Source organism: Mesorhizobium sp. B2-3-10 (assembly GCF_006442275.1).
GTDB classification, from domain to species: domain Bacteria; phylum Pseudomonadota; class Alphaproteobacteria; order Rhizobiales; family Rhizobiaceae; genus Mesorhizobium; species Mesorhizobium australicum.
The window spans coordinates 99,704-120,956 of record NZ_VFVT01000008.1; the positions used below are offsets into that span (position 1 = coordinate 99,704).

At 63.9% G+C, this 21,253-nt stretch carries 25 protein-coding genes and 1 pseudogene; 15 read left to right on the plus strand and 11 right to left on the minus strand.

Going from position 1 to position 21,253, the window contains the following annotated elements:
- The first annotated feature begins 45 nt into the window (after positions 1-45).
- Entirely contained in the window at positions 46-345 is a 300-nt protein-coding gene (locus FJ943_RS22840; RefSeq protein WP_015316855.1) for a DUF1236 domain-containing protein, read from the plus strand.
- Positions 346-430: 85 nt separating this feature from the next.
- Here FJ943_RS22840 and yghU read toward each other — a convergent pair whose 3' ends face one another.
- A complete protein-coding gene (gene yghU, locus FJ943_RS22845; RefSeq protein ID WP_140617934.1) occupies positions 431-1,297 on the minus strand; it encodes a glutathione-dependent disulfide-bond oxidoreductase in 867 nt (288 codons plus the stop codon).
- A 246-nt stretch (positions 1,298-1,543) separates the two neighbouring features.
- Here yghU and FJ943_RS22850 point away from each other — a divergent pair, with 246 nt between their 5' ends.
- Positions 1,544-2,449 (plus strand): S1C family serine protease, encoded by a 906-nt coding sequence (locus FJ943_RS22850; RefSeq protein WP_023775064.1) that lies wholly within the window; start codon positions 1,544-1,546, stop codon positions 2,447-2,449.
- A 22-nt stretch (positions 2,450-2,471) separates the two neighbouring features.
- Entirely contained in the window at positions 2,472-3,428 is a 957-nt protein-coding gene (locus FJ943_RS22855; protein WP_015316858.1) for a LysR family transcriptional regulator, read from the plus strand.
- A gap of 24 nt (positions 3,429-3,452) precedes the next feature.
- Here the strand turns inward: FJ943_RS22855 and FJ943_RS22860 are convergent, their stop codons facing one another.
- Complete coding sequence (locus FJ943_RS22860; RefSeq protein WP_140725117.1) at positions 3,453-4,181, minus strand: SDR family oxidoreductase; 729 nt, start codon at positions 4,179-4,181, stop codon at positions 3,453-3,455.
- 154 nt (positions 4,182-4,335) lie between these two features.
- Positions 4,336-4,791 (minus strand): MarR family transcriptional regulator, encoded by a 456-nt coding sequence (locus FJ943_RS22865; RefSeq protein WP_140725119.1) that lies wholly within the window; start codon positions 4,789-4,791, stop codon positions 4,336-4,338.
- A 65-nt stretch (positions 4,792-4,856) separates the two neighbouring features.
- Between FJ943_RS22865 and FJ943_RS22870 the strand changes: the two genes are divergently transcribed.
- On the plus strand, positions 4,857-5,330 hold the full coding sequence (locus tag FJ943_RS22870; protein ID WP_140617937.1) for a cupin domain-containing protein: 474 nt from the start codon (positions 4,857-4,859) through the stop codon (positions 5,328-5,330).
- Between the two features lie 24 nt (positions 5,331-5,354).
- Here the strand turns inward: FJ943_RS22870 and FJ943_RS22875 are convergent, their stop codons facing one another.
- Complete coding sequence (locus tag FJ943_RS22875) at positions 5,355-5,966, minus strand: hypothetical protein (protein ID WP_015316862.1); 612 nt, start codon at positions 5,964-5,966, stop codon at positions 5,355-5,357.
- A 249-nt stretch (positions 5,967-6,215) separates the two neighbouring features.
- Here FJ943_RS22875 and FJ943_RS22880 point away from each other — a divergent pair, with 249 nt between their 5' ends.
- Positions 6,216-6,815: a YdeI family protein gene (locus FJ943_RS22880; protein ID WP_140725121.1), complete on the plus strand. Its 600-nt coding sequence runs from the start codon at positions 6,216-6,218 to the stop codon at positions 6,813-6,815.
- On the opposite strand, the gene FJ943_RS22885 is transcribed toward FJ943_RS22880, so the two are convergent.
- Complete coding sequence (locus FJ943_RS22885) at positions 6,794-7,771, minus strand: LysR family transcriptional regulator (RefSeq protein WP_140725124.1); 978 nt, start codon at positions 7,769-7,771, stop codon at positions 6,794-6,796. The genes FJ943_RS22880 and FJ943_RS22885 overlap by 22 nt on opposite strands.
- Before the next feature lie 125 nt (positions 7,772-7,896).
- On the opposite strand from FJ943_RS22885, the gene FJ943_RS22890 reads away from it, so the two are divergent.
- From FJ943_RS22890 to FJ943_RS30055, 4 genes and pseudogenes are all read left to right on the plus strand, one after another.
- Complete coding sequence (locus FJ943_RS22890; RefSeq protein ID WP_015316865.1) at positions 7,897-8,376, plus strand: carboxymuconolactone decarboxylase family protein; 480 nt, start codon at positions 7,897-7,899, stop codon at positions 8,374-8,376.
- A 55-nt stretch (positions 8,377-8,431) separates the two neighbouring features.
- The gene (locus FJ943_RS22895; RefSeq protein ID WP_140725127.1) at positions 8,432-9,184 is read left to right on the plus strand and encodes an SDR family oxidoreductase; all 753 of its coding nucleotides are present in this window, start codon (positions 8,432-8,434) and stop codon (positions 9,182-9,184) included.
- A 43-nt stretch (positions 9,185-9,227) separates the two neighbouring features.
- Positions 9,228-9,656 carry a cupin domain-containing protein gene (locus tag FJ943_RS22900; RefSeq protein ID WP_140725130.1) on the plus strand — a complete coding sequence of 143 codons (429 nt, stop codon included), beginning with the start codon at positions 9,228-9,230 and terminating at the stop codon, positions 9,654-9,656.
- Positions 9,657-9,724: 68 nt separating this feature from the next.
- A pseudogene (locus FJ943_RS30055) lies at positions 9,725-9,909 on the plus strand (hypothetical protein); the annotation flags it as partial.
- An 82-nt stretch (positions 9,910-9,991) separates the two neighbouring features.
- On the opposite strand, the gene FJ943_RS22910 reads toward FJ943_RS30055, so the two are convergent.
- Positions 9,992-10,480, minus strand: a complete 489-nt coding sequence (locus FJ943_RS22910) for an Rrf2 family transcriptional regulator (protein ID WP_015316869.1) — start codon at positions 10,478-10,480, stop codon at positions 9,992-9,994.
- A gap of 116 nt (positions 10,481-10,596) precedes the next feature.
- On the minus strand, positions 10,597-11,226 hold the full coding sequence (locus FJ943_RS22915; protein ID WP_140725133.1) for a glutathione S-transferase family protein: 630 nt from the start codon (positions 11,224-11,226) through the stop codon (positions 10,597-10,599).
- Between the two features lie 177 nt (positions 11,227-11,403).
- Here FJ943_RS22915 and FJ943_RS22920 point away from each other — a divergent pair, with 177 nt between their 5' ends.
- The gene (locus tag FJ943_RS22920) at positions 11,404-12,102 is read left to right on the plus strand and encodes an SDR family NAD(P)-dependent oxidoreductase (RefSeq protein ID WP_140725136.1); all 699 of its coding nucleotides are present in this window, start codon (positions 11,404-11,406) and stop codon (positions 12,100-12,102) included.
- 195 nt (positions 12,103-12,297) lie between these two features.
- Here the strand turns inward: FJ943_RS22920 and FJ943_RS22925 are convergent, their stop codons facing one another.
- Together FJ943_RS22925 and FJ943_RS22930 are read right to left on the minus strand one after the other, a co-directional pair.
- Positions 12,298-12,585 carry a hypothetical protein gene (locus FJ943_RS22925; protein ID WP_140725139.1) on the minus strand — a complete coding sequence of 96 codons (288 nt, stop codon included), beginning with the start codon at positions 12,583-12,585 and terminating at the stop codon, positions 12,298-12,300.
- Between the two features lie 155 nt (positions 12,586-12,740).
- A complete protein-coding gene (locus tag FJ943_RS22930; protein WP_023775080.1) occupies positions 12,741-13,055 on the minus strand; it encodes an EthD family reductase in 315 nt (104 codons plus the stop codon).
- A gap of 275 nt (positions 13,056-13,330) precedes the next feature.
- Here FJ943_RS22930 and FJ943_RS22935 point away from each other — a divergent pair, with 275 nt between their 5' ends.
- A complete protein-coding gene (locus FJ943_RS22935) occupies positions 13,331-14,953 on the plus strand; it encodes an ABC-F family ATP-binding cassette domain-containing protein (protein WP_140663454.1) in 1,623 nt (540 codons plus the stop codon).
- A gap of 68 nt (positions 14,954-15,021) precedes the next feature.
- Here the strand turns inward: FJ943_RS22935 and FJ943_RS22940 are convergent, their stop codons facing one another.
- Positions 15,022-15,462, minus strand: coding sequence for a hypothetical protein (locus FJ943_RS22940; RefSeq protein ID WP_140725142.1), 441 nt, complete (start codon positions 15,460-15,462; stop codon positions 15,022-15,024).
- A 223-nt stretch (positions 15,463-15,685) separates the two neighbouring features.
- Between FJ943_RS22940 and FJ943_RS22945 the strand changes: the two genes are divergently transcribed.
- Positions 15,686-16,051 carry a hypothetical protein gene (locus FJ943_RS22945; protein WP_140725526.1) on the plus strand — a complete coding sequence of 122 codons (366 nt, stop codon included), beginning with the start codon at positions 15,686-15,688 and terminating at the stop codon, positions 16,049-16,051.
- A 55-nt stretch (positions 16,052-16,106) separates the two neighbouring features.
- On the opposite strand, the gene FJ943_RS22950 is transcribed toward FJ943_RS22945, so the two are convergent.
- On the minus strand, positions 16,107-16,817 hold the full coding sequence (locus FJ943_RS22950) for a hypothetical protein (RefSeq protein ID WP_140725145.1): 711 nt from the start codon (positions 16,815-16,817) through the stop codon (positions 16,107-16,109).
- A gap of 603 nt (positions 16,818-17,420) precedes the next feature.
- Here FJ943_RS22950 and FJ943_RS22955 point away from each other — a divergent pair.
- From FJ943_RS22955 to FJ943_RS22965, 3 genes are all read left to right on the plus strand, one after another.
- Positions 17,421-18,395 carry a GlxA family transcriptional regulator gene (locus FJ943_RS22955; protein ID WP_015316877.1) on the plus strand — a complete coding sequence of 325 codons (975 nt, stop codon included), beginning with the start codon at positions 17,421-17,423 and terminating at the stop codon, positions 18,393-18,395.
- A 130-nt stretch (positions 18,396-18,525) separates the two neighbouring features.
- Positions 18,526-19,854: an aspartate aminotransferase family protein gene (locus FJ943_RS22960; protein WP_140725147.1), complete on the plus strand. Its 1,329-nt coding sequence runs from the start codon at positions 18,526-18,528 to the stop codon at positions 19,852-19,854.
- Between the two features lie 86 nt (positions 19,855-19,940).
- The gene (locus FJ943_RS22965) at positions 19,941-21,098 is read left to right on the plus strand and encodes an FAD-dependent oxidoreductase (protein ID WP_140725150.1); all 1,158 of its coding nucleotides are present in this window, start codon (positions 19,941-19,943) and stop codon (positions 21,096-21,098) included.
- Positions 21,099-21,253: the final 155 nt, after the last annotated feature.

The following is a 21,253-nucleotide window of genomic DNA, read 5'->3' on the forward strand; positions in this document are numbered from 1 at the left end:
AGTTTCCCCTGAGGCGGAGCGAAATACCCAATCATGGAGGTTGTTATGAAGCATTATCTTACGAGCGCCGCGGCTGCCATCGTCCTGCTGGGCGGCGTCGGAGCGGCCCTGGCGGACACGATCGTGGTCCAGCCGGAACAGGAGACGGTGGTTCGCGAATACATCAAGAAGGAGCCGCTGGCGTCGGTGAACCTTCTGGGCGTCGAGCTCAAGCTCGGCTCGTCCGTGCCGGACAAGGTCGAACTGCGCGAGGTCCCCAACGTCAAGTATCGCGTTGCGGTGATCAACGATCAGACCGTGCTGGTCGACCCGGACACCCGTCAGATCGTGGAAGTTCTTCACTGATCCGTCTCATGCATCAAGCAAAAAGCCCATCACCGATTTAATCCGGTGATGGGCTTTTGTTTGTCGCCCGCCAGTTCTCCAGAATTTACTCGGCGGCCAGCTTGTCCTGCGTCCTGGTGTCGAAGTCGCTGGCGTCATGGCGTTCGTGCAGTTGCATGGACGGTTCGCCAAAGGCGCGGTTGACCATGCGGCCACGCTGGACAGCGGGCCGTTCGTCGATCGCCTTTGCCCAGCGCTGAACGTGCTTGTAATCCTGAACCGACAGGAATTCGGCGGAATCATTGTACATCCGGCCGAGCGCCAGCCCGCCATACCAGGGCCAGACCGCCATGTCGGCGACCGAATAATCCTTGCCACCGAGATACTCGACCTCGGCCAGCCGGCGGTCGAGCACGTCCATCTGCCGCTTCACCTCCATCGAGAAGCGGTCGATGGCGTATTCGAACTTCTCCGGCGCATAGGCGTAGAAATGGCCAAAACCGCCGCCGAGATACGGCGCAGAACCCATCTGCCAAAACAGCCAGGACAGCACTTCCGCCCGGTCCGGCTGTTCGGTGGGCAGGAATTCACCGAATTTTTCGGCGAGATAGACCAGGATCGAGCCGGATTCGAAGACGCGCAACGGGGTCTTGCCGCTGCGATCCATCAGGGCGGGGATCTTGGAATTGGGATTGACCTCGACAAAGCCGCTGCCGAACTGGTCGCCATCGTTGATCCGGATCAGCCAGGCGTCGTATTCGGCGCCCTTGTGGCCAAGCGCCAGAAGCTCCTCCAGCATCACCGTCACCTTGACGCCGTTCGGCGTCGCCAGCGAATAAAGCTGCAGCGGGTGCTTGCCGACGGGCAGGTCCTTGTCATGCGTCGGACCGGCGATCGGCCGGTTGATGCTGGCAAAGGTGCCGCCATTGGCCTTGTTCCAGGTCCATACTTTCGGCGGGGTGTATTCAGTCATTGCACGGCCTCTTGTCGTGGGAAGGATGGATAGGCGTTTATAGGTAGGGCCGTGGAGGGGGAAGTTCAACTTGTGTTGAACTATGTTAATCTTGGGCCGCCGCATTGCCCTGCCGGGCGTTCGAAACTCGAAAGGCCAAGTGATTGGCTTCGTGGTCCATGCTCACCGTTCTCACCCCTTGCGCCTTCTCCCGCGTGGCATACCTATACAACAAGCCGCCAGGCATTCGCACCGCAGGACAAAATCATGACCATCAATCCCAATCCGCGCTCCGTGGTTGCCGTGCGGGCGACCGTTCCGGAGGATGCCTTCACGGCCGGGGCCCTCGGCACGCTCAGGGAAGGCAGCGGCGTCGTCATCCGCGATGACGGGCTGGTGCTGACCATCGGCTATCTCATCACCGAGGCGGAAGAGGTCTGGCTGACCTCGCATGACGGCCGTGTCATCCCCGCGCACGCGCTGGCCTACGACCAGGAATCAGGCTTTGGCCTCGTCCAGGCGCTGGCTCCGACGGGCCTGCCGGCCGTGGCGCTGGGCGATGCCGGCAAGGCCAGGATCGGCGACGCGGTGGTGCTTGCCGACGGCATCGGCCGGGCAGTCGAGGCCAAGATCGTCACCAAGCAGGAATTCGCCGGCTATTGGGAGTATCTGCTCGACGAGGCGATCTTCATCGCGCCGGCGCATCCGTCCTGGGGCGGCGCGCCCTTGTTCAGCGCCGAGGGCGCACTGCTCGGCATCGGTTCGCTGCGCCTGCAGATGAGCCGCGCCGGCGAGGTGGCCGATATCAACATGGTGGTGCCGATCGACCTGTTGCCGCCGATCCTCGACGACCTGCTGACGCGTGGCCAGGTGGCCAAGCCGCCGCGCCCGTGGCTCGGGGCGCTGTCGGCCGAAAGCGACGGTAAGGTGGTGGTGATGAGCGTGACCGAGGGCGGCCCGGCCGCCAAGGCCGGCCTGCGCGAAGGGGACGTCATCTCCGAGGTCCGTGACGGCGCGGTCGACGGGCTCGCCGATTTCTATCGCAAGCTGTGGGAAAGCGGTTCGGCCGGTGCCGAGATCCCGATGCGGGTGGTGCGCGATGGCCGCGAAACGTGGCTGCGTGTGAAATCCGCCGACCGCGGCAGTTTCCTGAAAAAGCCGCAGCTGCAGTAGGCCGGGCGATTTCGGCCAGCCGATGCATCCAAGACTGCTCAAGACCTTCCTCGTGGTGGCGCGCTGCCGTACCGTCACGCGCGCCGCCGAGACGGTTCATCTCGCCCAGTCGAGTGTGAGCGACCAGATCCAGTCGCTGGAGGCCGAGCTGGGCGCTGTCTTGTTCACGCGCTTGAAGTCGGGCCTGGAACTGACCTCGGCGGGACTGGCGTTGAAGCCCATCGCCGAGGAACTGCTGCGGCTCGATGCCGAAGCGCGGGCGGCGGTGCTCGCGGCGGCGGGACAGACCAGCGGAGCGCTGACCATCGGCGCGCTGGAGACGATCGCCTCGGCCCGGCTGGCGCCCTGGCTGCCGGGGTTCCAGGCCAGTTATCCTGATATCGCCGTGCGCATGAAAGTGACTGATAGCGGCGCGCTGCTGCGCCTGCTGGAGGAGGGCGACATCGATGTCGCCTTCTGTTTCGAGCGCCGCGATATGTTCAACGGCGGCGCCAATCAGCGCTTCGCCAGGCGCACGATTTTGGCCGAACCGCTGGCGCTGGTCACCGCGCCGGGGCAGAAGCCGGTTCCGTGCGACCTGGCCGCCCTTGCCGCGCTGCGCTTCGTGGCAACGGAGCCTGGATGCATCTACCGGCACATGTTCGACACCGCCTTTGCCGAGGCGGGCACTGGTACGCCTGAACTTGCCGCCGAAGTCGGCAGCATCGGTGCCATTGCCCGGCTGGTGGCGGCCGGCGCGGGGCTGGGCCTCATTCCACGTCTGGCGGTCAGCGACGCGCTCAAGCGTCGTGAGCTGATCGAACTGCCTTGGCCTGGCCCGGAACCGGCGGCGCCGCTGACGATGATCTGGCGGCGCCGGCGCGTCCAGCCGCCGGCATTGCGCCGCCTGCTTACCGCCGCGAGCGACATGCAGGCGCCGGCATCCTCGAAAGCCAGTTCAGACGCTGAATCCTCAAGCCGCTCCAAGGTCCTGCTTTAACAGCATTTCGCAGAGCCGTCCGTTTTAGACGAGACGATGTCCGCCCTCGACGTGGAGCGTCGTGCCGGTGGCAAAGCCATTGCCGATGAGGAAGGCGATCGCGTCGGCGATGTCCTCGGGCTGGCCGATCCTGCCGACCGGCAGCCGCTCGGCCATCGCCGCAAGCGTGTCTGCCTTCCTGTCGCCCGCCACTTGCGCCCAAATTTCGGTATCGACCCAGCCGGGTGACACCGCGTTGACGCGGAGCGGCGCGAGTTCTATGGCCAACGCCCGCACCAGCCCTTCGAGCGCGGCATTGACAGCGGCGACGACCGAGCCGCGCGCGGCCGGCCGGTAGGCGGCGATGCCGGAGACGAAGGTCATCGATCCAGCCGCTGCCAGCCGTGGCGCACCATGCTTGGCAAGCAGCAGCGGGCCGAAGAGCTTGCTGTCGACCACGCGTTGCGCCGCCTCGAGACCGAGCTCCGGCAGCAGCCGGTAGGCGCCTTCGATGTCGGCGGCGGTGCTGACGATATGGTCGAGGCCGCCGATCCCGGCGAACAACGCCCCGACCTGGTCTTCCCGCGCAATATCGACAGTGGCCATCCCCAGCCCTGCGGGATTGCCCAGCGCCTCACGCGCCTGCCGCAGCCTGTTCTCGCCGCGCCCGGCGATGATGACTTCGGCCCCGGCTGCCAGGCAGCGCCTTGCAAGCGCGAGGCCCATGCCGGATCCGCCGCCGACGATCAGGATTCTCTGGTTCGAAATGCTCATTCCGCTCTGCCTTCGTTGGTTGGACAAGGGCAGGGAATTGGCAGCTCGATGCGGTGAGGGGAAACGGAAGAAACCGATGGTGCTATCGGAGATGCCGATTGGTCCCGACGCGGTGCGGTTTGGAAACCCGATTGCCTCGATGGCCGGAGCTTGCTCAACGGGCCAGCGGGCTATCCCAGACTGCGAACAAGAGCGCCTTAAGTTCGGCGAAGCGCTTCGGCCCAAGTTCGGTGCGCCAGTCCTCCTCGATGTCGCGCAATATGTCGAGCATTTTCCAGAAAGCGGCGTGGCCGCGCTCGGTGGACCGCACCACGCGCGCGCTGCCTTCGCCGTCGGAGCGGACGAGATAACCGTAGCCTTCCAGACTGGTGAGCAGCTGGTTGATGGCCTGCTTGCTCATGCCGGCACGCTCGGCGATCGTGCCGGGCCGCGCGCCGTCCGGGCCGGGAAACTGCAGCACGGCCATATGCGGCAGACGCAGTTCGTCGAAGCCGGCGGCATTGAGCTCCCTGATCAGCCGGCGCTGGATCGCCTGGGCTGGCACGCGCAGCAGGGCGCCGATCAAAAGGTCCTCGGTCTTGGTCTGCAGAACTTCGGTGGAGGTGGCCATTGACGATCCGGTAAATTGAGTTTACTGATGACTAGTAAATGTAATTTACCGGAGGGGTTTGCGCAATGTCATCCATGAATCCTGGGGTCAACCCAGCCGATGAAACCATCGGCACCAAGGGGCTGTCGGTCCGTTTCCTGGTGTCGGGCGAAAATTCGAACGGCAGCGTCGCCGCTTTCGAACTGATGGTGCCAAGCGCGCAGCGCTTGCCCGCGCCGGCGCACAGCCACGACCATTACGAGGAAACGATCTACGGCATTGACGGGGTTTTGACCTGGACCGTGAACGGCAAGCCGATCGAGGTTGGGCCGGGGGAGGCGCTGTGCATTCCACGCGGCGCCGTCCACCGCTTCGACAATAACGGCACCCGGGATGCCAAGACGCTGTGCGTCATCACGCCGGCGGCAATTGGTCCGGACTATTTCCGCGAGGCATTCGGTCTGCTTAACGCCGCTGCCGGCGGGCCGCCCGACAAAGCTGCGATGATGGAGATCATGCGCCGTCACGGCCTGACGCCGGCAATGCCGCCACCGGCCTGATGCCGGCCGAAGCCCAGCGAGCCATTATTCCTGGCAAGCAGCGAAGGCGTCGCCCGAGTTCCAGTCCCGGAATGCGATGGTCTTGCCTTCCGCCGACACGGTCTTGTGCTTCGTGCTGCCGTCCGGCTGCTGCTTCGAGCTGGTGCCCTTGCCGGTCAGCACATTGTAGTCACAGGCGCTGGCGGCATTCTCCTGCAGGTAATCATCGGAATCGTAGGCGAAGCCGGCAACGATGAAGGCGCCGTTGCGGTAGGCCACGGTCAGCGTCTGGTTGGTGCGCTCGCTGCCGATCTCCGGCGCCGGCAGATGGAATTTGATCGACCCGTTGGGCAGCATTGTCAGCTCCGGCTCGGCGTCGGAGTTTTCGTAGCCCGCCCGGTCGTAGCCGTTCCACTCGCCACCGATCTGTTCGCGCACGATCTCGACAGGCTTGAGGTAATTGTGCTCCTTGTCCCCGAGGAAGAAATGGATGTCCATCGGGTCGGTCGGGCCGGTCTCGACCACCATGGCAAGGTCGGGAGCGCCGTCGCCGTTGAAGTCGCCGGTCAGCGCGGTGATGATCTTGCGGGTTTCGATCGGTTCGGCCAGCGCCACGCCCGGCAGCAACAAGGCAAGGCCGAAGAGCAGAGATTTCATTGCGGCATATCCCCCCGCGTGGCATTTGTGGTCCTATAGCACGGTGGGGAAGCGTCGTGCTCCTCCATCTGGTCGGGCGCGCTTCAGCCGCAACGCGGCAATCCATGGTGTGTTTCCAACTTCATGACAGCGTCTCCACTGCTGACGGGAATTGACAGTGGGCGATGCCATGATGCCGAGACCGCAGGATGACGGAGGCAAGATGACAGGGGCCCCAGCGACAACAATTCTGAACCGGCAGGCCCGCTGATGGCTCCGGTCAAGGTCGATCCCGAAAAGGTCAGGGAATTTCCCGACGCGGCCAGTTTCCATACCTGGCTCGGCCAGCACCACGCCACGGAAACCGAAGTGTGGATCAAGGTTCACAAGGTAGGCTCGGGACTGAAGTCGATCACACCGAAGGAAGCCATCGACGTCGCGCTGTGCTTCGGCTGGATCGACGCCGTGCGCAAGGGGCTGGACGAGAACAGTTTCCTGCAGCGCTACACGCCGCGCGGCAAAAAAAGCATCTGGAGCAAGATCAACATCGACAATGTCGCGCGGCTCATCGAGGAGGGCCGCATGACCGAGCACGGGCTGAAACAGGTCGAGGCGGCCAAGGCCGACGGGCGCTGGGCACGTGCCTATGGCAGCGGCAAGGAGATGAAAATCCCCGATGATCTGCAAGCGGCGATCGATGCCGAGCCGGCGGCCAAGGCGATGTTGGAAAAGCTCAGCGCGCAGAACCGCTTCTCGCTCGCCTTCCGCACCCACAACATGAAGACCGAAGCCGGGCGCAAGAAGAAGATCGAAGCCTTCGTGGCGATGCTGAAGCGCGGCGAGACGATCTATCCGCAGGGAAAGAAATAGCAGCCTTCAGACGCGGTAGTGTGGGTCAAGGGTCCGGGAATTGTCCGCACGGGCGCCGACGACGCCATCAAGACATCGCCGCGGACGGCCTGGATAAGAAAGTCGAGCACCGTTGTCACACGCAGCGGGATATTCCGGCGGGACGGGTAGACGACATTGATCGGCAGGCGCGTCGGCGGAAAATCCGGCATCAGCTTGACCAGCCTGCCCGCTTCGATGTCCGATCCGGCGAGGATGTGGGAAAGCACCGCAAGCCCGGCTCCCGCCAGGGTCGCGCGATGGACGGCCATCGAATTGTTGGCGACGAGGCGGGGCTCAATCCGCAGAACCACTTCCTCCGCTCCACTGGAGAACGACCACGACCGGCCGTCCCCGCCACGGCTGTAGCAAATGCAGGAGTGATCCTTGATGTCTTGCGGCGTTCGCGGTGTGTCGCGCCCCTCGATGTAGGCTGGCGAGGCCACGAGAAAGGCTGTTGTCCAGCCGATCCGGCGGCAGATCAGGCTGCTGTCACAGACCGGCCCGAGGCGTACCTCTAGATCGATCGCATTCGCGACCACGTCCGACGGTTCATCCCGAAGGAGCAGTTCGACCTGAAGTGCCGGATGGCGCTCCAACAGCCCTGCCAGACGGTCGCTGAGGAAGAAGCCGAGGGGCGTCGGCAGGCTGAGCCTAACCTTTCCGGATATGGCTGCCGCTTCGGCGCCGCTGGCTTCGCCGAGCGCTTCGACCGCTTCGATGACGCGCAACGCCATCGGCAGCATCCGTTCACCCTCCGCCGTCAAGGCGAGCGCGCTCGTCGTGCGATGCAGGAGGCGCGTCTTGAGATGCGATTCCAGCGCGGAGACCTGCCGGGATACAGCCGGCTGCGTCAGATCGAGGTCGATGGCGGCCGCTGAGAAGGATTTTGTCTGCGCCACCCGCAGGAACGTTCGCAACGCCGATACGACGTCCATCCTCGCCCTCATACTTTTCGACATAAGCCTTATGTTCGCATCGTAGGCGTGTGGCGCTTTACTGTCCAGTCATTGTGGATATTAATTGTCCTTAAGGACACAAGATATCCAAAAAAGGAAAAGCCATGACGCAGCGCCTGAACGCCGCCCAGCAATCGCCTGAACTCTTCAAGAAGCTCCTCGATTTCAGCATGGCCGAGACACATGGCGCGATCGAAGAGAAGCTCCGCGATCTGGTCCACGTCAGGGCATCCCAGATCAATGGCTGCGCCTTCTGCCTCGACATGCACGTCAAGGAAGCAAAGATCCACGGCGAGAGCGAGCTGCGGCTGTACCATCTCGCCGTCTGGCGCGAATCGATCCTATTCATTCCCCGAGAACGTGCCGCCCTTGCCTGGACCGAAGCCGTCACCAAACTCCCCGAAGGCGGTATCCCGGACGAGCTCTATGAACGCGTGCGCGGGCAGCTTTCGGAGAAGGAAATCTCCGACCTCACCTTCTCGATCATGGCCATCAACGCCTGGAACCGTGTCAGCGTCGCCTTCAAGACCGTGCCCGGCTCCGCGGACAAGCTCTACGGCCTCGACAAGGCCGGCCTGAACTGACCTCTCCCTCAACGAAACCAGCAACGACGCGGCGCGGCCGCGAACGGAGACTATCATGAAAATCGTCATCATCGGGGGCACCGGGCTTATCGGCTCCAAGACGGTCGAACGGCTGCGCAAGCAGGGCTGCGAGGTGGTTGCCGCCGCCCCGAATACCGGCGTCAACACCATCACGGGCGAAGGCCTGGAGGTGGCGCTGGGTGGCGCCGAGGTCGTCATCGACCTCGCCAATTCACCTTCGTTCGAGGACCAGCCCGCCGTGGATTTCTTCACCACTTCAGGCCGCAACCTGCTCGCCGCGGGCAAAATTGCCGGGGTCAGGCACCACATCGCGCTCTCGGTTGTCGGGACCGAACGCCTGCAGGACTGCGGCTATTTTCGCGCCAAGCTCGTCCAGGAAGAGCTGATCAAGGCCTCCGGCATCCCCTACACCATCGTTCATTCGACGCAGTTCATGGAATTCCTGGCCAGCATCGCCAAGTCAGGCACGGTCGGCGAGGCCGTGCACCTGTCGCCGGCCTATGTGCAGCCTATCGCATCGGACGACGTCGCCGATGTGATGGCCGGGATCGCGCTCGGCGCGCCGATCAACGGCATGATCGAGATTTCCGGTCCGGAGCGTGCGCGCATGAGCGAACTCGTCGCCCGCTACCTCAAGGCTGTCGGCGATCCCCGCGAGGTCGTGGCTGATCCGGAGGCGCTCTACTTCGGCGCGAGGCTGAACGACACTTCGCTCGTCTCCGACAACAATCCGCGCCTTGGCCGCATCACCTTCGAACAATGGTTCGCCACCGCGGCGCGGAAATGACCGCCAGGATGCGCCGTAGCTCAACACACAAAGGAGTTTTCGAATGATCAAGTCAATCGCCATCGCGCTCGCCCTGACGGCGGCACTGGCCGGCCCGGTTGGAGCCAAGGAGGCCCATCGCGCCGGCGAGAAGGCCGCCAAGGTCACCCTCGTCTATGAGCATGAACTGCCGAATGCCCCCGGCAAGAGCATCAAGGGCATCCTCGTCGAATATGGCCCGGGCGGCTATTCGGAGGCGCATACGCATCCAAGCTCCGCCTTTATCTATGCCACCGTTCTGGAAGGCTCCATCCGCAGCCAGGTCAACGACGACCCGGTCAAGGTCTACAAGGCCGGCGAGAGCTTTTCGGAGATGCCGGGTGATCGCCACAGTGTTAGCGAAAACGGCAGCGAGACGAAGCCCGCGAAGCTGCTGGCGGTGTTCGTGGTCGATAGCGCCCAGAAGGAAATGACCTATCCGGCCAAGAAATAGGGGCGCAAGGCCGGTCGCCCTTCCTCGCGTCCGGCCCTGCCGCCAGCCAAAATACTGTCGGTGAGCCCATGTTCGGCGATCATCATTTCCTGGCTCTGGTCTTGATCAACCTTCTCGGGCTTGCCGGCATCGTGTCTGGTATTTCCAGGGCCGTGGGCGTCCCATGGCACGCCTGAGGCCGCGAGAAGCGCGCCTGCTCCAGGACCTGGTGGTCGCCGCCATCTATCTCGGCGTGGCGCTGTCGATAACGGGCGCCCGGAACGATGCGGGCATGGCTAGCCGCCTGCATGCCGGCGACGGGGGACCGGCCGCCCGCGACGGTCATGCGGCCACGTTCATCCGGCGCGCTCTAGCACCCATTCGAAGCTGTTTTTCCAAAGCTCCGCGGGGATGTCGAGCGCCAACGCTTCGGTGAGGTCGGAAAGCCTGACGGCGCGCAATTTTGCGCGCCAGGCCTCATCGGCCTCCCACATGATGCGCGCCACCGGGCAAGGATTGCTTTCGCAATAGCCCTGGGGACGACACGGATTGTTCTCGCGGATATTGTTGCAGACAAACGTCCGCGCCTTGCCCTCAACCGCCTCCACGATGTCGAGGAAGGTCAGCTCTGCCGGCGTCCGCGCCAACCGGTATCCACCCGACGGCCCCAGCGTCGTGTGCACCAGTCCCGCCTGCGACAGGCTTTGCAGTGCCTTGGAGAGATATTCCTTGGGAAGGCCGTGGAACTCGGCAAGCGCTTTTGTGGAGAGATACCGCCCCTCGGGCAGACCGGCGAGAATGGCGCAGCAGTGCAGTGCCCATTCGACTTGGCTTTTCAGGATCATCCACGGGTTCCCGGGTCGGTACCGACCGACTTATTAAGGATAAAAAGTATCCCTATTCCACCGTGGTGTAAACAGAGACGGATTCTGGCGGGAGCCAGATCCGTCAGCACATGCGCTCAGGCTCCGGAATGCGGATCGATGCTGTAGGGATGGACGGGGTAGCCGGGTCCGATGGCATCGCGCACGCGCTCCGCCCATGCGGCAAACGCCGGATACTCAGGCAGCGAAAAGCCGCAATCCCCGGCGCGATGGCTGTAGGCATAGACGGCGATGTCGGCGACGGTGAAGTCGCTGCCGGCGAGGAACGGCGTCTCGCCAAGGCTGCGGTCCAGGGCGGCGAGCGTCCGGGCTGCGGCTTCGCGTTTTCCGGCAACCATGGCCTGGTTGCGCTCGAGCCGTCCGGTCAAGGTCCAGAAGCGCAGCGAGCCGATGACGGGCTCGATATTGTACTGTTCGAAGAACAGCCATTGCATGACCTTGGCACGCCGATAGCGGTCCGACGGCAGGAAGGACGTGCCTTCGGCGAGGTAGGTGAGGATCGCATTGGATTCAGCAATGGCGCTGCCGTCTCGGAGTTGAAGTACGGGAACAGCGCCTGCCGGGTTGAGCGCCAGGAAGGCGTCGGTATGGCTCTCGCCCTCGAAAATCGAGACGGGATGACTGTCGTAGGGAATCTCAAGCAATCCGAGCAGGACCCGGACCTTCCAGCCGTTCTGCGATGGCAGATAATCGTGGAGCGTGAGCATGACCGGTCCTCATGATGGATCAACGATCGCATGGCGCAGCGCCGGCCGACACCCGATTCCTGCGCAAACCAATCCATGCAATCGATCGCACAATGACTGCGATCTCCGCCGCCTAATAAATCAATTCCCTCCGTGCCATCTTCGCTTCGATGATCGGCAGCCACAAAGGCATGACAGATGAACACCCATTCCGACAAAGTCGCCCTCGTCACAGGTGCCAATCGCGGCATCGGTCAGGAAACCGGCCGGCAATTGGCCAAGCTCGGCTTCACCGTACTGCTCGGCGTGCGCGATATCGCCAAGGGCGAGGCGGCGGCCAAGGCGCTCGATGGCCATGTCGAGGTCATCGCGCTCGATGTCGCCGCGCCTGACGCGGCTCAGACGGCAGCCGAAGAGGTGCAGCGGCGGTTCGGCCGGCTCGACGTGCTGATCAACAATACCGCCATCCATTACGACACCGGCTCGCGCGCCTCGCGGCCCGACTGGACCGTCATCCGCGAGGCGTTCGAGACCAACGTCTTCGGCGCCTGGCGAGCGGCCGCCGCCTTCGCGCCGCTGCTCGGGGCGGGCGGCCATGGCCGACTGGTCAATGTGTCGTCCGAAGGCGGTTCGCTAGCCTCGATGGGGGCGGGGACGCCGGCCTATTCGACCTCGAAGGCGACGCTCAACGCGCTGACGCGCGTGCTGGCGGCGGAGCTGCGCGGCTCCGGCGTGCTGGTCAATGCCGTCTGCCCTGGCTGGGTCGCCACCGACATGGGGGGACCGGGCGGACGCCCGGTCGCGCAAGGGGCGGCCGGCATCGTCTGGGCCGCGACCTTGCCGGACGACGGCCCGACCGGCGGCTTTTTTCGCGATGGCGAGAGATTGCCGTGGTGACGGCAGGACTGCCGTGGTGATGGCGTGCAGAATTCCTCGACCGCGTTCTACCCGGATTCCATCCAGATCCGTCATCAGGACTTTGCCGCCATCCAGCAAGGGCAAGACACGCTGTGCGAGGGCGGACCGCTCCCGCATTGCTCGCAGGAAAAGGCCGCCCTTTCGTGACGGGTCTTCAAGGGTGATGACTGCTCGTCACTGGTTGAGGTCGACCGGTGTCACACCGAGGAGCTTCAGGGCGTTGGCGTAGGTCCGGATGCCTTGCGCCTGCTTGCTCTCGGCACAGAACCGGTTCGCCTTGTCCTGCAGTGCCGTTGCCTGCGCGATCTGGCTCGCACTGGCACCGGGCCTGGGCTTGGTCTGGATGGCGCCGTCGAGTTGAAGACCGAGCCGGCTGCAATATTCGCTACGGGTGACCGCCGCCTCCGCACCCGACTGTGCGCCCGCGAGCATGGCCAGCGAAATGCCTGCGAGGGCACTCATCCATCCGGTCGAATGTCGTTGCATCGCTGGCAGCATCCCTTTGCATTGGTGGCGACCGCTGTCCGGTTGCCACGAGCATGTTATGCCCGACGATGTTTTCCTCAGTTTTTCCCGGATGTTGAATCTTGTTTCTGGAGTGTTTCTGGCGGTCGGGATCACACCTCGTCGGCGTCGAACAACAGCATCGTCAGATCGTCGTCGCCCGGAGCCAGTATCCGCCGGTCGGCGGCGCAGGCGACGCCGACTTCCGAGGCGAAGGCGGTGCGGATGTCGTCGAGGCTGTCGAAATACAATGTTCCCACCAGATAAGGCATCTCGCCCGCCGAGAGCTTGACGATGGGCCGCCTGCTGACATCATAGCGCCGCAGCCCGGGAAGCTTCTTGGCAAGCGGTATGTGAACGTCGAAATAGTGGCGGTCGAAGGCGGCCGGATCGGCCGGGGTTTTGTAGATCACGAGCATCTTGGCCATTGCCATGGTCCTGTCCTGTTGGCGTTGCTGGTCAGGCCGTAAAGGCCGCCAAACCGAAGTCGTTCGACAATCGCGAATTTCGACCGCCCGCCGATTTTCATGGGCGCCGGCAGGCAGGAGCAGCCATGCAAACCGCCGATTTCCCCTGGCTGAGGAGATCGGCGCCTCGTACTCCGCCAGGCATCTGCGGCGCTTCTGCCTCTTCCCCTGGCATCTTCATTCGCGTAAGGGCGCGGGCAAATCCTCCAATCTCCTTTGAGCCTCCCCGGATCACCATGATCAGACTTGAAAACATCGGCAAACAGAACGGCCGTCAGCTTGTCTTCATCGAGGCGTCGGCCACGCTGCAGAAGGGCGAGAAGATCGGCCTCGTCGGGCCGAACGGCGCCGGCAAGACGACCTTGTTTCGCATGATCACCGGCCAGGAGCAGCCTGACGAGGGCCAGGTGCAGGTCGATCGTGGCGTCACCATCGGCTATTTCAGCCAGGATGTCGGCGACATGGCCGGCCACAGCGCGGTCGCGGAAGTGATGAACGGTGCTGGGCCGGTGAGCGACGTGGCGGCCGAAATGGCGGAACTCGAGGCTGCGATGGCCGACCCCGACCAGGCCGACCGGATGGATGAGATCATCGAAAAGTATGGCGAGGCGCAGCATCGCTTCGAGGAACTCGACGGTTATGCGCTGGACGGGCGTGCCCGCGAGGTGCTGGACGGTCTGGGCTTCAGCCAGGAGATGATGGACGGCGACGTCGGCAAACTCTCGGGCGGCTGGAAGATGCGCGTGGCGCTGGCCCGCATCCTGCTGATGCGGCCAGACGCCATGCTGCTCGACGAACCGTCGAACCATCTCGACCTGGAAAGCCTGATCTGGCTGGAGCAGTTCCTGAAAGGCTATGACGGCGCGCTGCTGATGACCTCGCACGACCGCGAGTTCATGAACCGCATCGTCAACAAGATCGTCGAGATCGATGCGGGATCGCTCACCGCCTATTCCGGCAATTACGAATTCTACCAGCAGCAGCGGGCGATCGCCGACAAGCAGCAGCAGGCTCAGTTCGAACGTCAGCAGGCGATGCTGGCCAAGGAGATCGCCTTCATCGAGCGCTTCAAGGCGCGTGCCTCGCATGCCGCGCAGGTGCAGAGCCGGGTGAAGAAGCTAGACAAAATCGACCGCGTCGAGCCGCCAAAGCGCCGCCAGGTGGTGAATTTCGAGTTCCAGCCAGCGCCGCGCTGTGGCGAGGACGTCGTCACCTTGAAGAACGTGCACAAGGCCTATGGCAGCCGCACCATCTATGAAGGGCTCGACTTCCAGGTCCGCCGCCGCGAGCGCTGGTGCATCATGGGCGTCAATGGCGCGGGGAAATCGACGCTGCTGAAGCTGGTGGCCGGTGCTTCCGATCCCGATACCGGTACGGTGGCGCGGGGACCGAGTGTGAAAATGGGCTATTTCGCCCAGCACGCCATGGAGTTGCTCGAAGGCGAGCGCACCGTGTTCCAGACGCTGGAGGATAATTTTCCGCAGGCCGGCCAGGCGCCGCTTCGGGCACTTGCCGGCTGTTTCGGCTTTTCCGGCGACGAGATCGAGAAGAAATGCCGGGTGCTGTCAGGCGGCGAGAAGGCGCGGCTGGTGATGGCGCTGATGCTGTTCGACCCGCCCAACCTCCTGGTGCTGGACGAACCGACCAACCATCTGGACATCACCACCAAGCAGATGCTGATCGAGGCGCTGTCGCAGTATGAAGGCACGATGCTGTTCGTCTCGCACGACCGGCATTTCCTGGCCGCGCTGTCGAACCGTGTGCTCGAACTGACGCCGGAAGGCATCCACACCTATGGTGGCGGCTATACGGAATATGTCGAGCGCACTGGACAGGAAGCGCCGGGGTTGAGGAGCTGATTTCCAGTTTCAAAATGTGCGCCGGAGCGCGTCGCACGGTCATGGCGACGCGCTTCACGCCACGAGGCTTATCTCATCGAGATGGCGAGCCCGCTCAGATCGGCGTTGACCTGCAGGCCTACCTGTCGGCCCGTGAGTTCAAGCTGGGCGCCCTTGTCGTTGGTCATCACGATCACCTGGGCGCCTTTGCCGAGCGTGCCGCCGCCGCCGGCGGCGCCGTACACGCCAGTCACGTCCCGGACGCGCTTGATGTGGCGCACGGTGCCCTGGAAATAAGTCTTGGAGACGCCGAAGGCGAGGCCGCCCGAGACACCGCCGATCGAGATCGGGTATTTGCGGCCATGGAAAGTCAGCGTGCCCTCGCCACCGGAGCCTCCGACAAAGAAGGCCGCCTTGTAGACGGAGAAGCGGATTTTACCGCTGTCGGCATGCGCGGCGCTGGCCAGGCTGACGCCCGCAGCGGCGATCGCGGCAATGGCGATTGAACGAAATCCGGACGAAATAGTCATGATGGGAACTCCTGAAGATGGCCGCCTTGCCCGCCCGCAAGAATGTCAGCGTCGTATCAAGTTACAACTGAACAGTCTCGCCCATCATTGGTTCCCAGCTGCGGTCCAAATCTGGCGACGGGCGGGCCCCAGGAAACGAGGCCGGGCTCTCTGGTCGCAACGCTTCCCTTGTGAGATGAAGGCGTCCATGTACTCTCCACGGTGGTTGGCAAAGGGCTTCTGGATGAAAATTGCGGTGGGGCTTGCAACGTCCGCATTGGCCGCGACGATGGCCGGATGCGCGACCTCTCCAGTCGATTACGGAGCCTCGCTTTCGCAGCAGGACCAGAAATGGGCGACGCCGCAATGCCAGCAAGCTCGAGCGGCGGCTTCGGACTACGCGGTCCGCGAAAAAACGCATCCGGGTTGGGAATTCGTTGCACTTGGCCCGTATGGATTGGGGATCATAGCGGCCACCAAGGAGCACGAGCAGAAGCAGCGAAAGCTGCTCGCCCGCGACGTCCATCTGCAATGTTCGAGCCTTCCCCTGCCCAAGGAATTGCAGGGCGATCTCGGCGCTTCCGGCCCCGGTAAGGCGCAATATCCGTAGACGGGAATGGGGCGCGAGCGCGATCGTCGCCGGAAAATCGTTTCCTGGGGTTGCTCTACCGCAGCAATCCTTCCGCCTCGAACGTGTCCCAGCCCTCGAGCTTTGGCGCATCGTCTTTTCCCGAATTCCTGGTCTTGCGGGCGTTGCCCGTCCGCTTGCCTGCTCGCGTCAGCGCGGCCTTGCCAGCTCCGCGCCTCCTGTTTTCGGATGTTTCCCGCGCGTCCTCCTCCCGCCAGGCGGTCGCCAGGTCACGATCAAGAACGTCCTCGATGTGGCGTGGATCGAAGACATGGAAGGTCACGGCCTTGGATCGCCCGCGCATCTTCACGGTGCGCGTGCCGATGCTTTTCAGGCGACCGTCCCTGAGCCACTTGTGCCGCTCGCGCGACGAGATGGTGAGAATGTCCTCCGCTTCTCGCGGAAGCACGGCCAGCGCTTCGATCCCCTCCAGCATCCTGGAGATGGTTGCCGAGGCGGCCCGGAACGCATCCGCGTCGGCTTGCAGCATGCGCAAGACGATGCGGCCGGTCTCGGCCTTGGCAAATTTCCTCACTGTCCAGGGCAGCCTGGCTCGTACTTCGCGTTCGATCCCTTTCAGGCGCAAGGAGGAGCCAAGCGTCGTCGACGGCGGCAGCGGCCATTCGGCAACCATTGACGCGGTGCTCGCGCCTTGCTCGGCCCTCCGGTCAGGGGTGGTCGCAATCGCCGCTGCGATGCCACCTAGGACCTTCCGCAGGGAACCGCGCCGCTTGGCTGCAGGTTTCATATTTTATCTTCGCTCGTCAGGTGCCTGCCGTGCAACGATCGTTCGCACAACAGACAACCGAAATCAGGCTCGATCAGTTCCCCTAGCATGGGACCCGGCGGGTGTTCGGCTTCATCGGCGGGGCAGTTGGATTCGCCGCCCGATGGACACGCTTCATTCGGGTTCGCCAAATTACCGCGCCGCGGCCTTGGCAATTCCCTCGAGGTCCGGATCAGCGTCGGTGGCCCTGGGGCCGCCACCGCAGCCAATAAGCCAGCGCGCGCGAAGTGTCTCGCCGCCGGCGCGGACGGTCGTGCTCATCCGACTGCTCGAAGTCCTCGACTCCGAGGCCGCGCCTGATCTCGGCGCTGATCGCGCGGCGAGAAGGGTTGCGCTCGCCTTCATGTCGGACGCGACGGGCCCTTGAGCAGCGTCCGATGTTCGTCGCGGGGATCTCGTGCACGAAGCCGAAGACCAGAACTTTCCCGGCGAAAGGAATTCGCTGGCGAAAGGAGTTGGGCTTACCAAACCAACTCTGCCTTTTCCGACACGGGCTATATAAGGGGTGGCGAGTGATGCGCAACAGGGTGCAATCAGAGGGCACGAGGACGGTTCCGAACAACAATGGCCAGGCGTTTTGCGTTTCTCCTCGTTCGCGACTTCACGCTGTCGCCGCTATCGTTGTTCATCGACACGCTGCGGCTGGCGGGCGATGAGGGCGACCGCAGCCGCAGGATAGAGTTCGACTGGGAGATCGTCGGCGAACGCGGCCTGCCGATCCGGGCAAGTTGCGGCGTCGAATTGCTGCCGACTGGGGGGATCGGCAACCCCGAGGATTTCGATAACGTGGTCGTGGTCGGCGGCCTGCTCGACACAAACCGCAGCCTGAGTTCCGAGAAGGAGGCGTTTCTTTTGCGTGCCGCCGGCAAGGGCGTGCCGCTGACGGCGCTCTGCACGGGAAGCTTCGTGCTGGCGCGCTACGGGTTGCTCGACGGCTACAGCGCTGCCGTCAGCTGGTTCCACATCAAGGATTTCCGCAGCCGGTTCCCGGAGGTCAACGCCCATGCCGACAGCCTTTTTACCGTCGACCGGGGCCGCGCGACATGCGCGGGCGGCACGGGTGCCGCCGACCTCGCGGGCCATTTCGTGTCCCAGTTCATCGGCCAGAAGGCGGCCGAGAAGGCCGCCAAGATCCTGGTGCTCGACCGGATCAGGAGCAGCCGCGACGTGCAGCCCGTCGGCGACCTGTTTCCGGCGGCGTCGAGCCGGGCGGTGAAGCGGGCCTTGCTGTTGATGGAGAGCAACCTGCAGGAGACGCTGTCGGTGGCCGAGATCGCAAGCCGCCTGAACTGCTCGCGGCGCCAGCTCGAACGGCTCTTCGGGTTGGAACTGGGAATCGGCCCGATGGCGGCATATCTGGCGCTCAGGGTGCATCATGCGAAGTCGCTGCTGGAAGGCAGCGACTTGCAGATCGGCGACATCGCCTACCGCTGCGGCTTCACCAATGCCGGCCATTTCAGCCGTGTGTTCCGCCAGCAGACCGGCATCACGCCAACCCACCTCAGGCATCCGAACCGGGCAGTGGCGGCGGGAGGATAATGGTCAGTGACGGCCTGGTCGTGTCGCATACTCCGCCTGGCCGATTGCGTCGGTGCAGAAGCTGGCCATAGCATTGCGACGAGCGGCGGTGCCGCCGCTGCCTTGACGGTCAAATTCGCCAGCGAGAGCCATGCCGCATTATCCCGACGCCATGCCTGGATCAAAGAGCCTCTTCGAGCGCGCCAAGAAGGTGATGCCGGGCGGCAATACGCGCACCACCGTCTTTGTCGATCCGTTTCCGATCTATGCCGCGCGAGGCGAGGGGTGCAGGGTCTGGGATGTCGACGGCAACGTCTACTATGACTGCATCAACAATTTCACCTCGATGATCCATGGCTACACGCATCCCGATGTCGCTGCCGCCGTGGTCGAGCAACTGCCGTTCGGCACGGCCTTCGGCGCCCCGACGCTCAGCGAGATCGAGCTTGCCGAGCTTCTCGTCGACCGGCTGCCCTCCGTCGACCGGATCCGCTTCACCAACTCTGGCACGGAGGGGGTGATGATGGCCATCAAGGCCGCGCGCGCCTTCACCGGGCGGCCGAAGATCGTCAAGATCGAAGGCGCCTACCATGGGTCGTATGATTTCGCCGAGGTGAGCCTGGACAGTTCCCCGTCCAATTGGGGCGACATGCCAAGCTCGACGCCTTACGCAAAGGGAACGCCGCGCGGGGTGCTGGACGATGTGATTGCCGTGCCCTTCAACGATGTCGAGGCGCTTCGCGCCGTCTTCGCCACCCAGGGCGACAGCATAGCAGGCGTGCTGATCGACCCGATACCCAATCGTGCCGGCCTCATCCCGGCACGCCGGGACTATCTGCACGCAATGGTCGAGATCGCCTGGGCGGCCGGGGCCCTGATTGTCTTCGACGAAGTCATCTCGTTTCGCCTTGGCTGGTCGGGCGCGCAGGGGTTGTGGGGCATCGAGCCCGACCTGACCGCGCTCGGAAAGATCATCGGCGGCGGCTTCCCCGTGGGCGCCGTTGGCGGGCGCGCCGATGTCATGGCGGTGTTCGATCCGACCAGGGGCAAGCCCGCTCTTCCCCATGGCGGCACGTTCACCGCCAATCCGGTGACCATGCGGGCCGGGCTCGCCTCGATGCGGGCGCTGACGAAGGAGAGCTTTGCCCATCTCGATACACTGGGCGCATTCCTGCGCGAAGGGGTGTCCGCCTCGTTCGACAGGCATGGCCTTGCCGGCCAATGCGTGGGCCTCGGTTCGCTGTTCAAGGTTCATTTTACCTCGCATCCGGTTACGGACTATAGATCCGTCTATCCGGACCAGGCCGAGCACCGGAGGTTCGAGACATTCCACAAGGGCTTGCTCGGCCGCGGCGTCCTGTCTGCCAGCTACGGCCTGTTCGCGCTCTCGACGCCCATGACACAGGCGGACGCGCGCAGCATTCTGCATGCGATCGACGACACCTTGGGCGAGATCGCCGCGCAGCGTGGATCAGGATGACGTTTGGTCGATTCGCCTCCCTATCTCTTTGTCGAAGCATGAGCTCTGGAACATCGGGGATCATGCCTGAAAGCAGGTGACCCTATATGACAGCTTCCTTCCATGTCGTGGTGATCGGTGCGGGCACGCTGGGCCTATGCACGGCGCTCACCCTCCTCGAACAGGGCGCGCGCGTGACGGTGCTGGAAGCGCAGTCGATCGCTTCAGGCTCGAGCGGCAGGTCGGTCGGCGTTGTCGGGTCGCAATTTACCGATCCGTTCGAGATCATGCTTCGCGTTCATTCGTTCCGCCGGTTTCGCCAGTGGGAGGGGCAGGGGCTTCAATTCAACCACATCGGTTATCTTCGGCTCGCGCGCACGCCCGCGCAGATGGAGCTGTTCGCGAAATCAGTCGAGATTCAGGGCGGGGCCGGCCTGAAGTCGCGCCTGATCCGTGCGAACGAACTCAGGGACCTTGTTCCCCACCTTAGCCCCGACGGGCTCGAAGGCGGTTTGTTCGGACCCGACAACGGCTTTCTCGATCCCTATGACATGTGCAATTTCCTGGCGCGGATCATCCGTGAAAAGGGCGGCGACATTCGCCAGTACCGCAAGGTGCTCGGGGTGGGAAGGCGGCCAGGCGGCTACAGGCTGGAGACCAATGGCGATCCGGTCGAATGCGATGCCGTGGTCAACACAGGCGGCGCATGGGCGCCGCGGGTCGCCGAGCTCTTCGGCCAGCGCCTGCACATTTGGCCCGAGCGCCATGAGGCGGTCGTCATCCATCTGGACAGGCCGCTCGACTATACGATGCCGATGGTCATGGACCTCGTGGACGGCGAGGGCAGCGGCCTTAATTTCCGCCACGACAAGCCTGGCGCGCTGATTGCCGAGATCCACAAGGTGACGTCCATCGCTCCCGAGGATCCGGACAATTACAACGATCAGTGCGAGGAGCAATCGAAGGTCCACCTGGCCGAACTGCTGCTGGAACGGCTGCCCGATCTGCCGGGCGCGCGGCTTGGCCGTGGCTGGGCCGGCCTTTATCCTGTCACGGCCGATCATCGGCCGCTCGTCGGACCGATCGATGCCTCGGAACCGGCATTGGTCACCGCCGCCGGCGCCGGCGGCTATGGCATCCAGCTGGCGCCGGTGATCGGGCAGATCGCGGCGGATTGGGTTCTTCAAGGCGCGCCGGCTTCAGTGCCCGGAGCCGGGAGCCTTGCACCCACGGCGGAGCGCAACATCCGCAAAGTCGATCACTGACCGGTGCGAGTTGAAACCAGACCGGCGCTGCCGGAATTGCGGAAACAAGCGTTTAGAGCCCCGATGGGGATCTGCAGACCCCACGCCTTCAGGCGGCTGGGATCTGGGCTGTTGCGCGAGACGGCACGGGCGCGTCAAATGGTGGCTGAACCGCA

Coding starts and splice junctions, on each gene's coding strand:
- yghU (WP_140617934.1), bottom strand. CDS start 1,297: ATGACTGAATACACCCCGCCGAAAGTATGGACCTGGAACAAGGCCAAT.
- FJ943_RS22915 (WP_140725133.1), bottom strand. CDS start 11,226: ATGCTCACGCTCCACGATTATCTGCCATCGCAGAACGGCTGGAAGGTC.
- FJ943_RS22895 (WP_140725127.1), top strand. CDS start 8,432: ATGAAAATCGTCATCATCGGGGGCACCGGGCTTATCGGCTCCAAGACG.
- FJ943_RS22930 (WP_023775080.1), bottom strand. CDS start 13,055: ATGGCCAAGATGCTCGTGATCTACAAAACCCCGGCCGATCCGGCCGCC.
- FJ943_RS22950 (WP_140725145.1), bottom strand. CDS start 16,817: ATGAAACCTGCAGCCAAGCGGCGCGGTTCCCTGCGGAAGGTCCTAGGT.
- FJ943_RS22850 (WP_023775064.1), top strand. CDS start 1,544: ATGACCATCAATCCCAATCCGCGCTCCGTGGTTGCCGTGCGGGCGACC.
- FJ943_RS22925 (WP_140725139.1), bottom strand. CDS start 12,585: ATGAGTGCCCTCGCAGGCATTTCGCTGGCCATGCTCGCGGGCGCACAG.
- FJ943_RS22965 (WP_140725150.1), top strand. CDS start 19,941: ATGACAGCTTCCTTCCATGTCGTGGTGATCGGTGCGGGCACGCTGGGC.
- FJ943_RS22910 (WP_015316869.1), bottom strand. CDS start 10,480: ATGATCCTGAAAAGCCAAGTCGAATGGGCACTGCACTGCTGCGCCATT.
- FJ943_RS22940 (WP_140725142.1), bottom strand. CDS start 15,462: ATGACTATTTCGTCCGGATTTCGTTCAATCGCCATTGCCGCGATCGCC.
- FJ943_RS22875 (WP_015316862.1), bottom strand. CDS start 5,966: ATGAAATCTCTGCTCTTCGGCCTTGCCTTGTTGCTGCCGGGCGTGGCG.
- FJ943_RS22880 (WP_140725121.1), top strand. CDS start 6,216: ATGGCTCCGGTCAAGGTCGATCCCGAAAAGGTCAGGGAATTTCCCGAC.
- FJ943_RS22855 (WP_015316858.1), top strand. CDS start 2,472: ATGCATCCAAGACTGCTCAAGACCTTCCTCGTGGTGGCGCGCTGCCGT.
- FJ943_RS22920 (WP_140725136.1), top strand. CDS start 11,404: ATGAACACCCATTCCGACAAAGTCGCCCTCGTCACAGGTGCCAATCGC.
- FJ943_RS22890 (WP_015316865.1), top strand. CDS start 7,897: ATGACGCAGCGCCTGAACGCCGCCCAGCAATCGCCTGAACTCTTCAAG.
- FJ943_RS22955 (WP_015316877.1), top strand. CDS start 17,421: ATGGCCAGGCGTTTTGCGTTTCTCCTCGTTCGCGACTTCACGCTGTCG.
- FJ943_RS22935 (WP_140663454.1), top strand. CDS start 13,331: ATGATCAGACTTGAAAACATCGGCAAACAGAACGGCCGTCAGCTTGTC.
- FJ943_RS22885 (WP_140725124.1), bottom strand. CDS start 7,771: ATGGACGTCGTATCGGCGTTGCGAACGTTCCTGCGGGTGGCGCAGACA.
- FJ943_RS22865 (WP_140725119.1), bottom strand. CDS start 4,791: ATGGCCACCTCCACCGAAGTTCTGCAGACCAAGACCGAGGACCTTTTG.
- FJ943_RS22900 (WP_140725130.1), top strand. CDS start 9,228: ATGATCAAGTCAATCGCCATCGCGCTCGCCCTGACGGCGGCACTGGCC.
- FJ943_RS22840 (WP_015316855.1), top strand. CDS start 46: ATGAAGCATTATCTTACGAGCGCCGCGGCTGCCATCGTCCTGCTGGGC.
- FJ943_RS22960 (WP_140725147.1), top strand. CDS start 18,526: ATGCCGCATTATCCCGACGCCATGCCTGGATCAAAGAGCCTCTTCGAG.
- FJ943_RS22870 (WP_140617937.1), top strand. CDS start 4,857: ATGTCATCCATGAATCCTGGGGTCAACCCAGCCGATGAAACCATCGGC.
- FJ943_RS22860 (WP_140725117.1), bottom strand. CDS start 4,181: ATGAGCATTTCGAACCAGAGAATCCTGATCGTCGGCGGCGGATCCGGC.
- FJ943_RS22945 (WP_140725526.1), top strand. CDS start 15,686: ATGAAAATTGCGGTGGGGCTTGCAACGTCCGCATTGGCCGCGACGATG.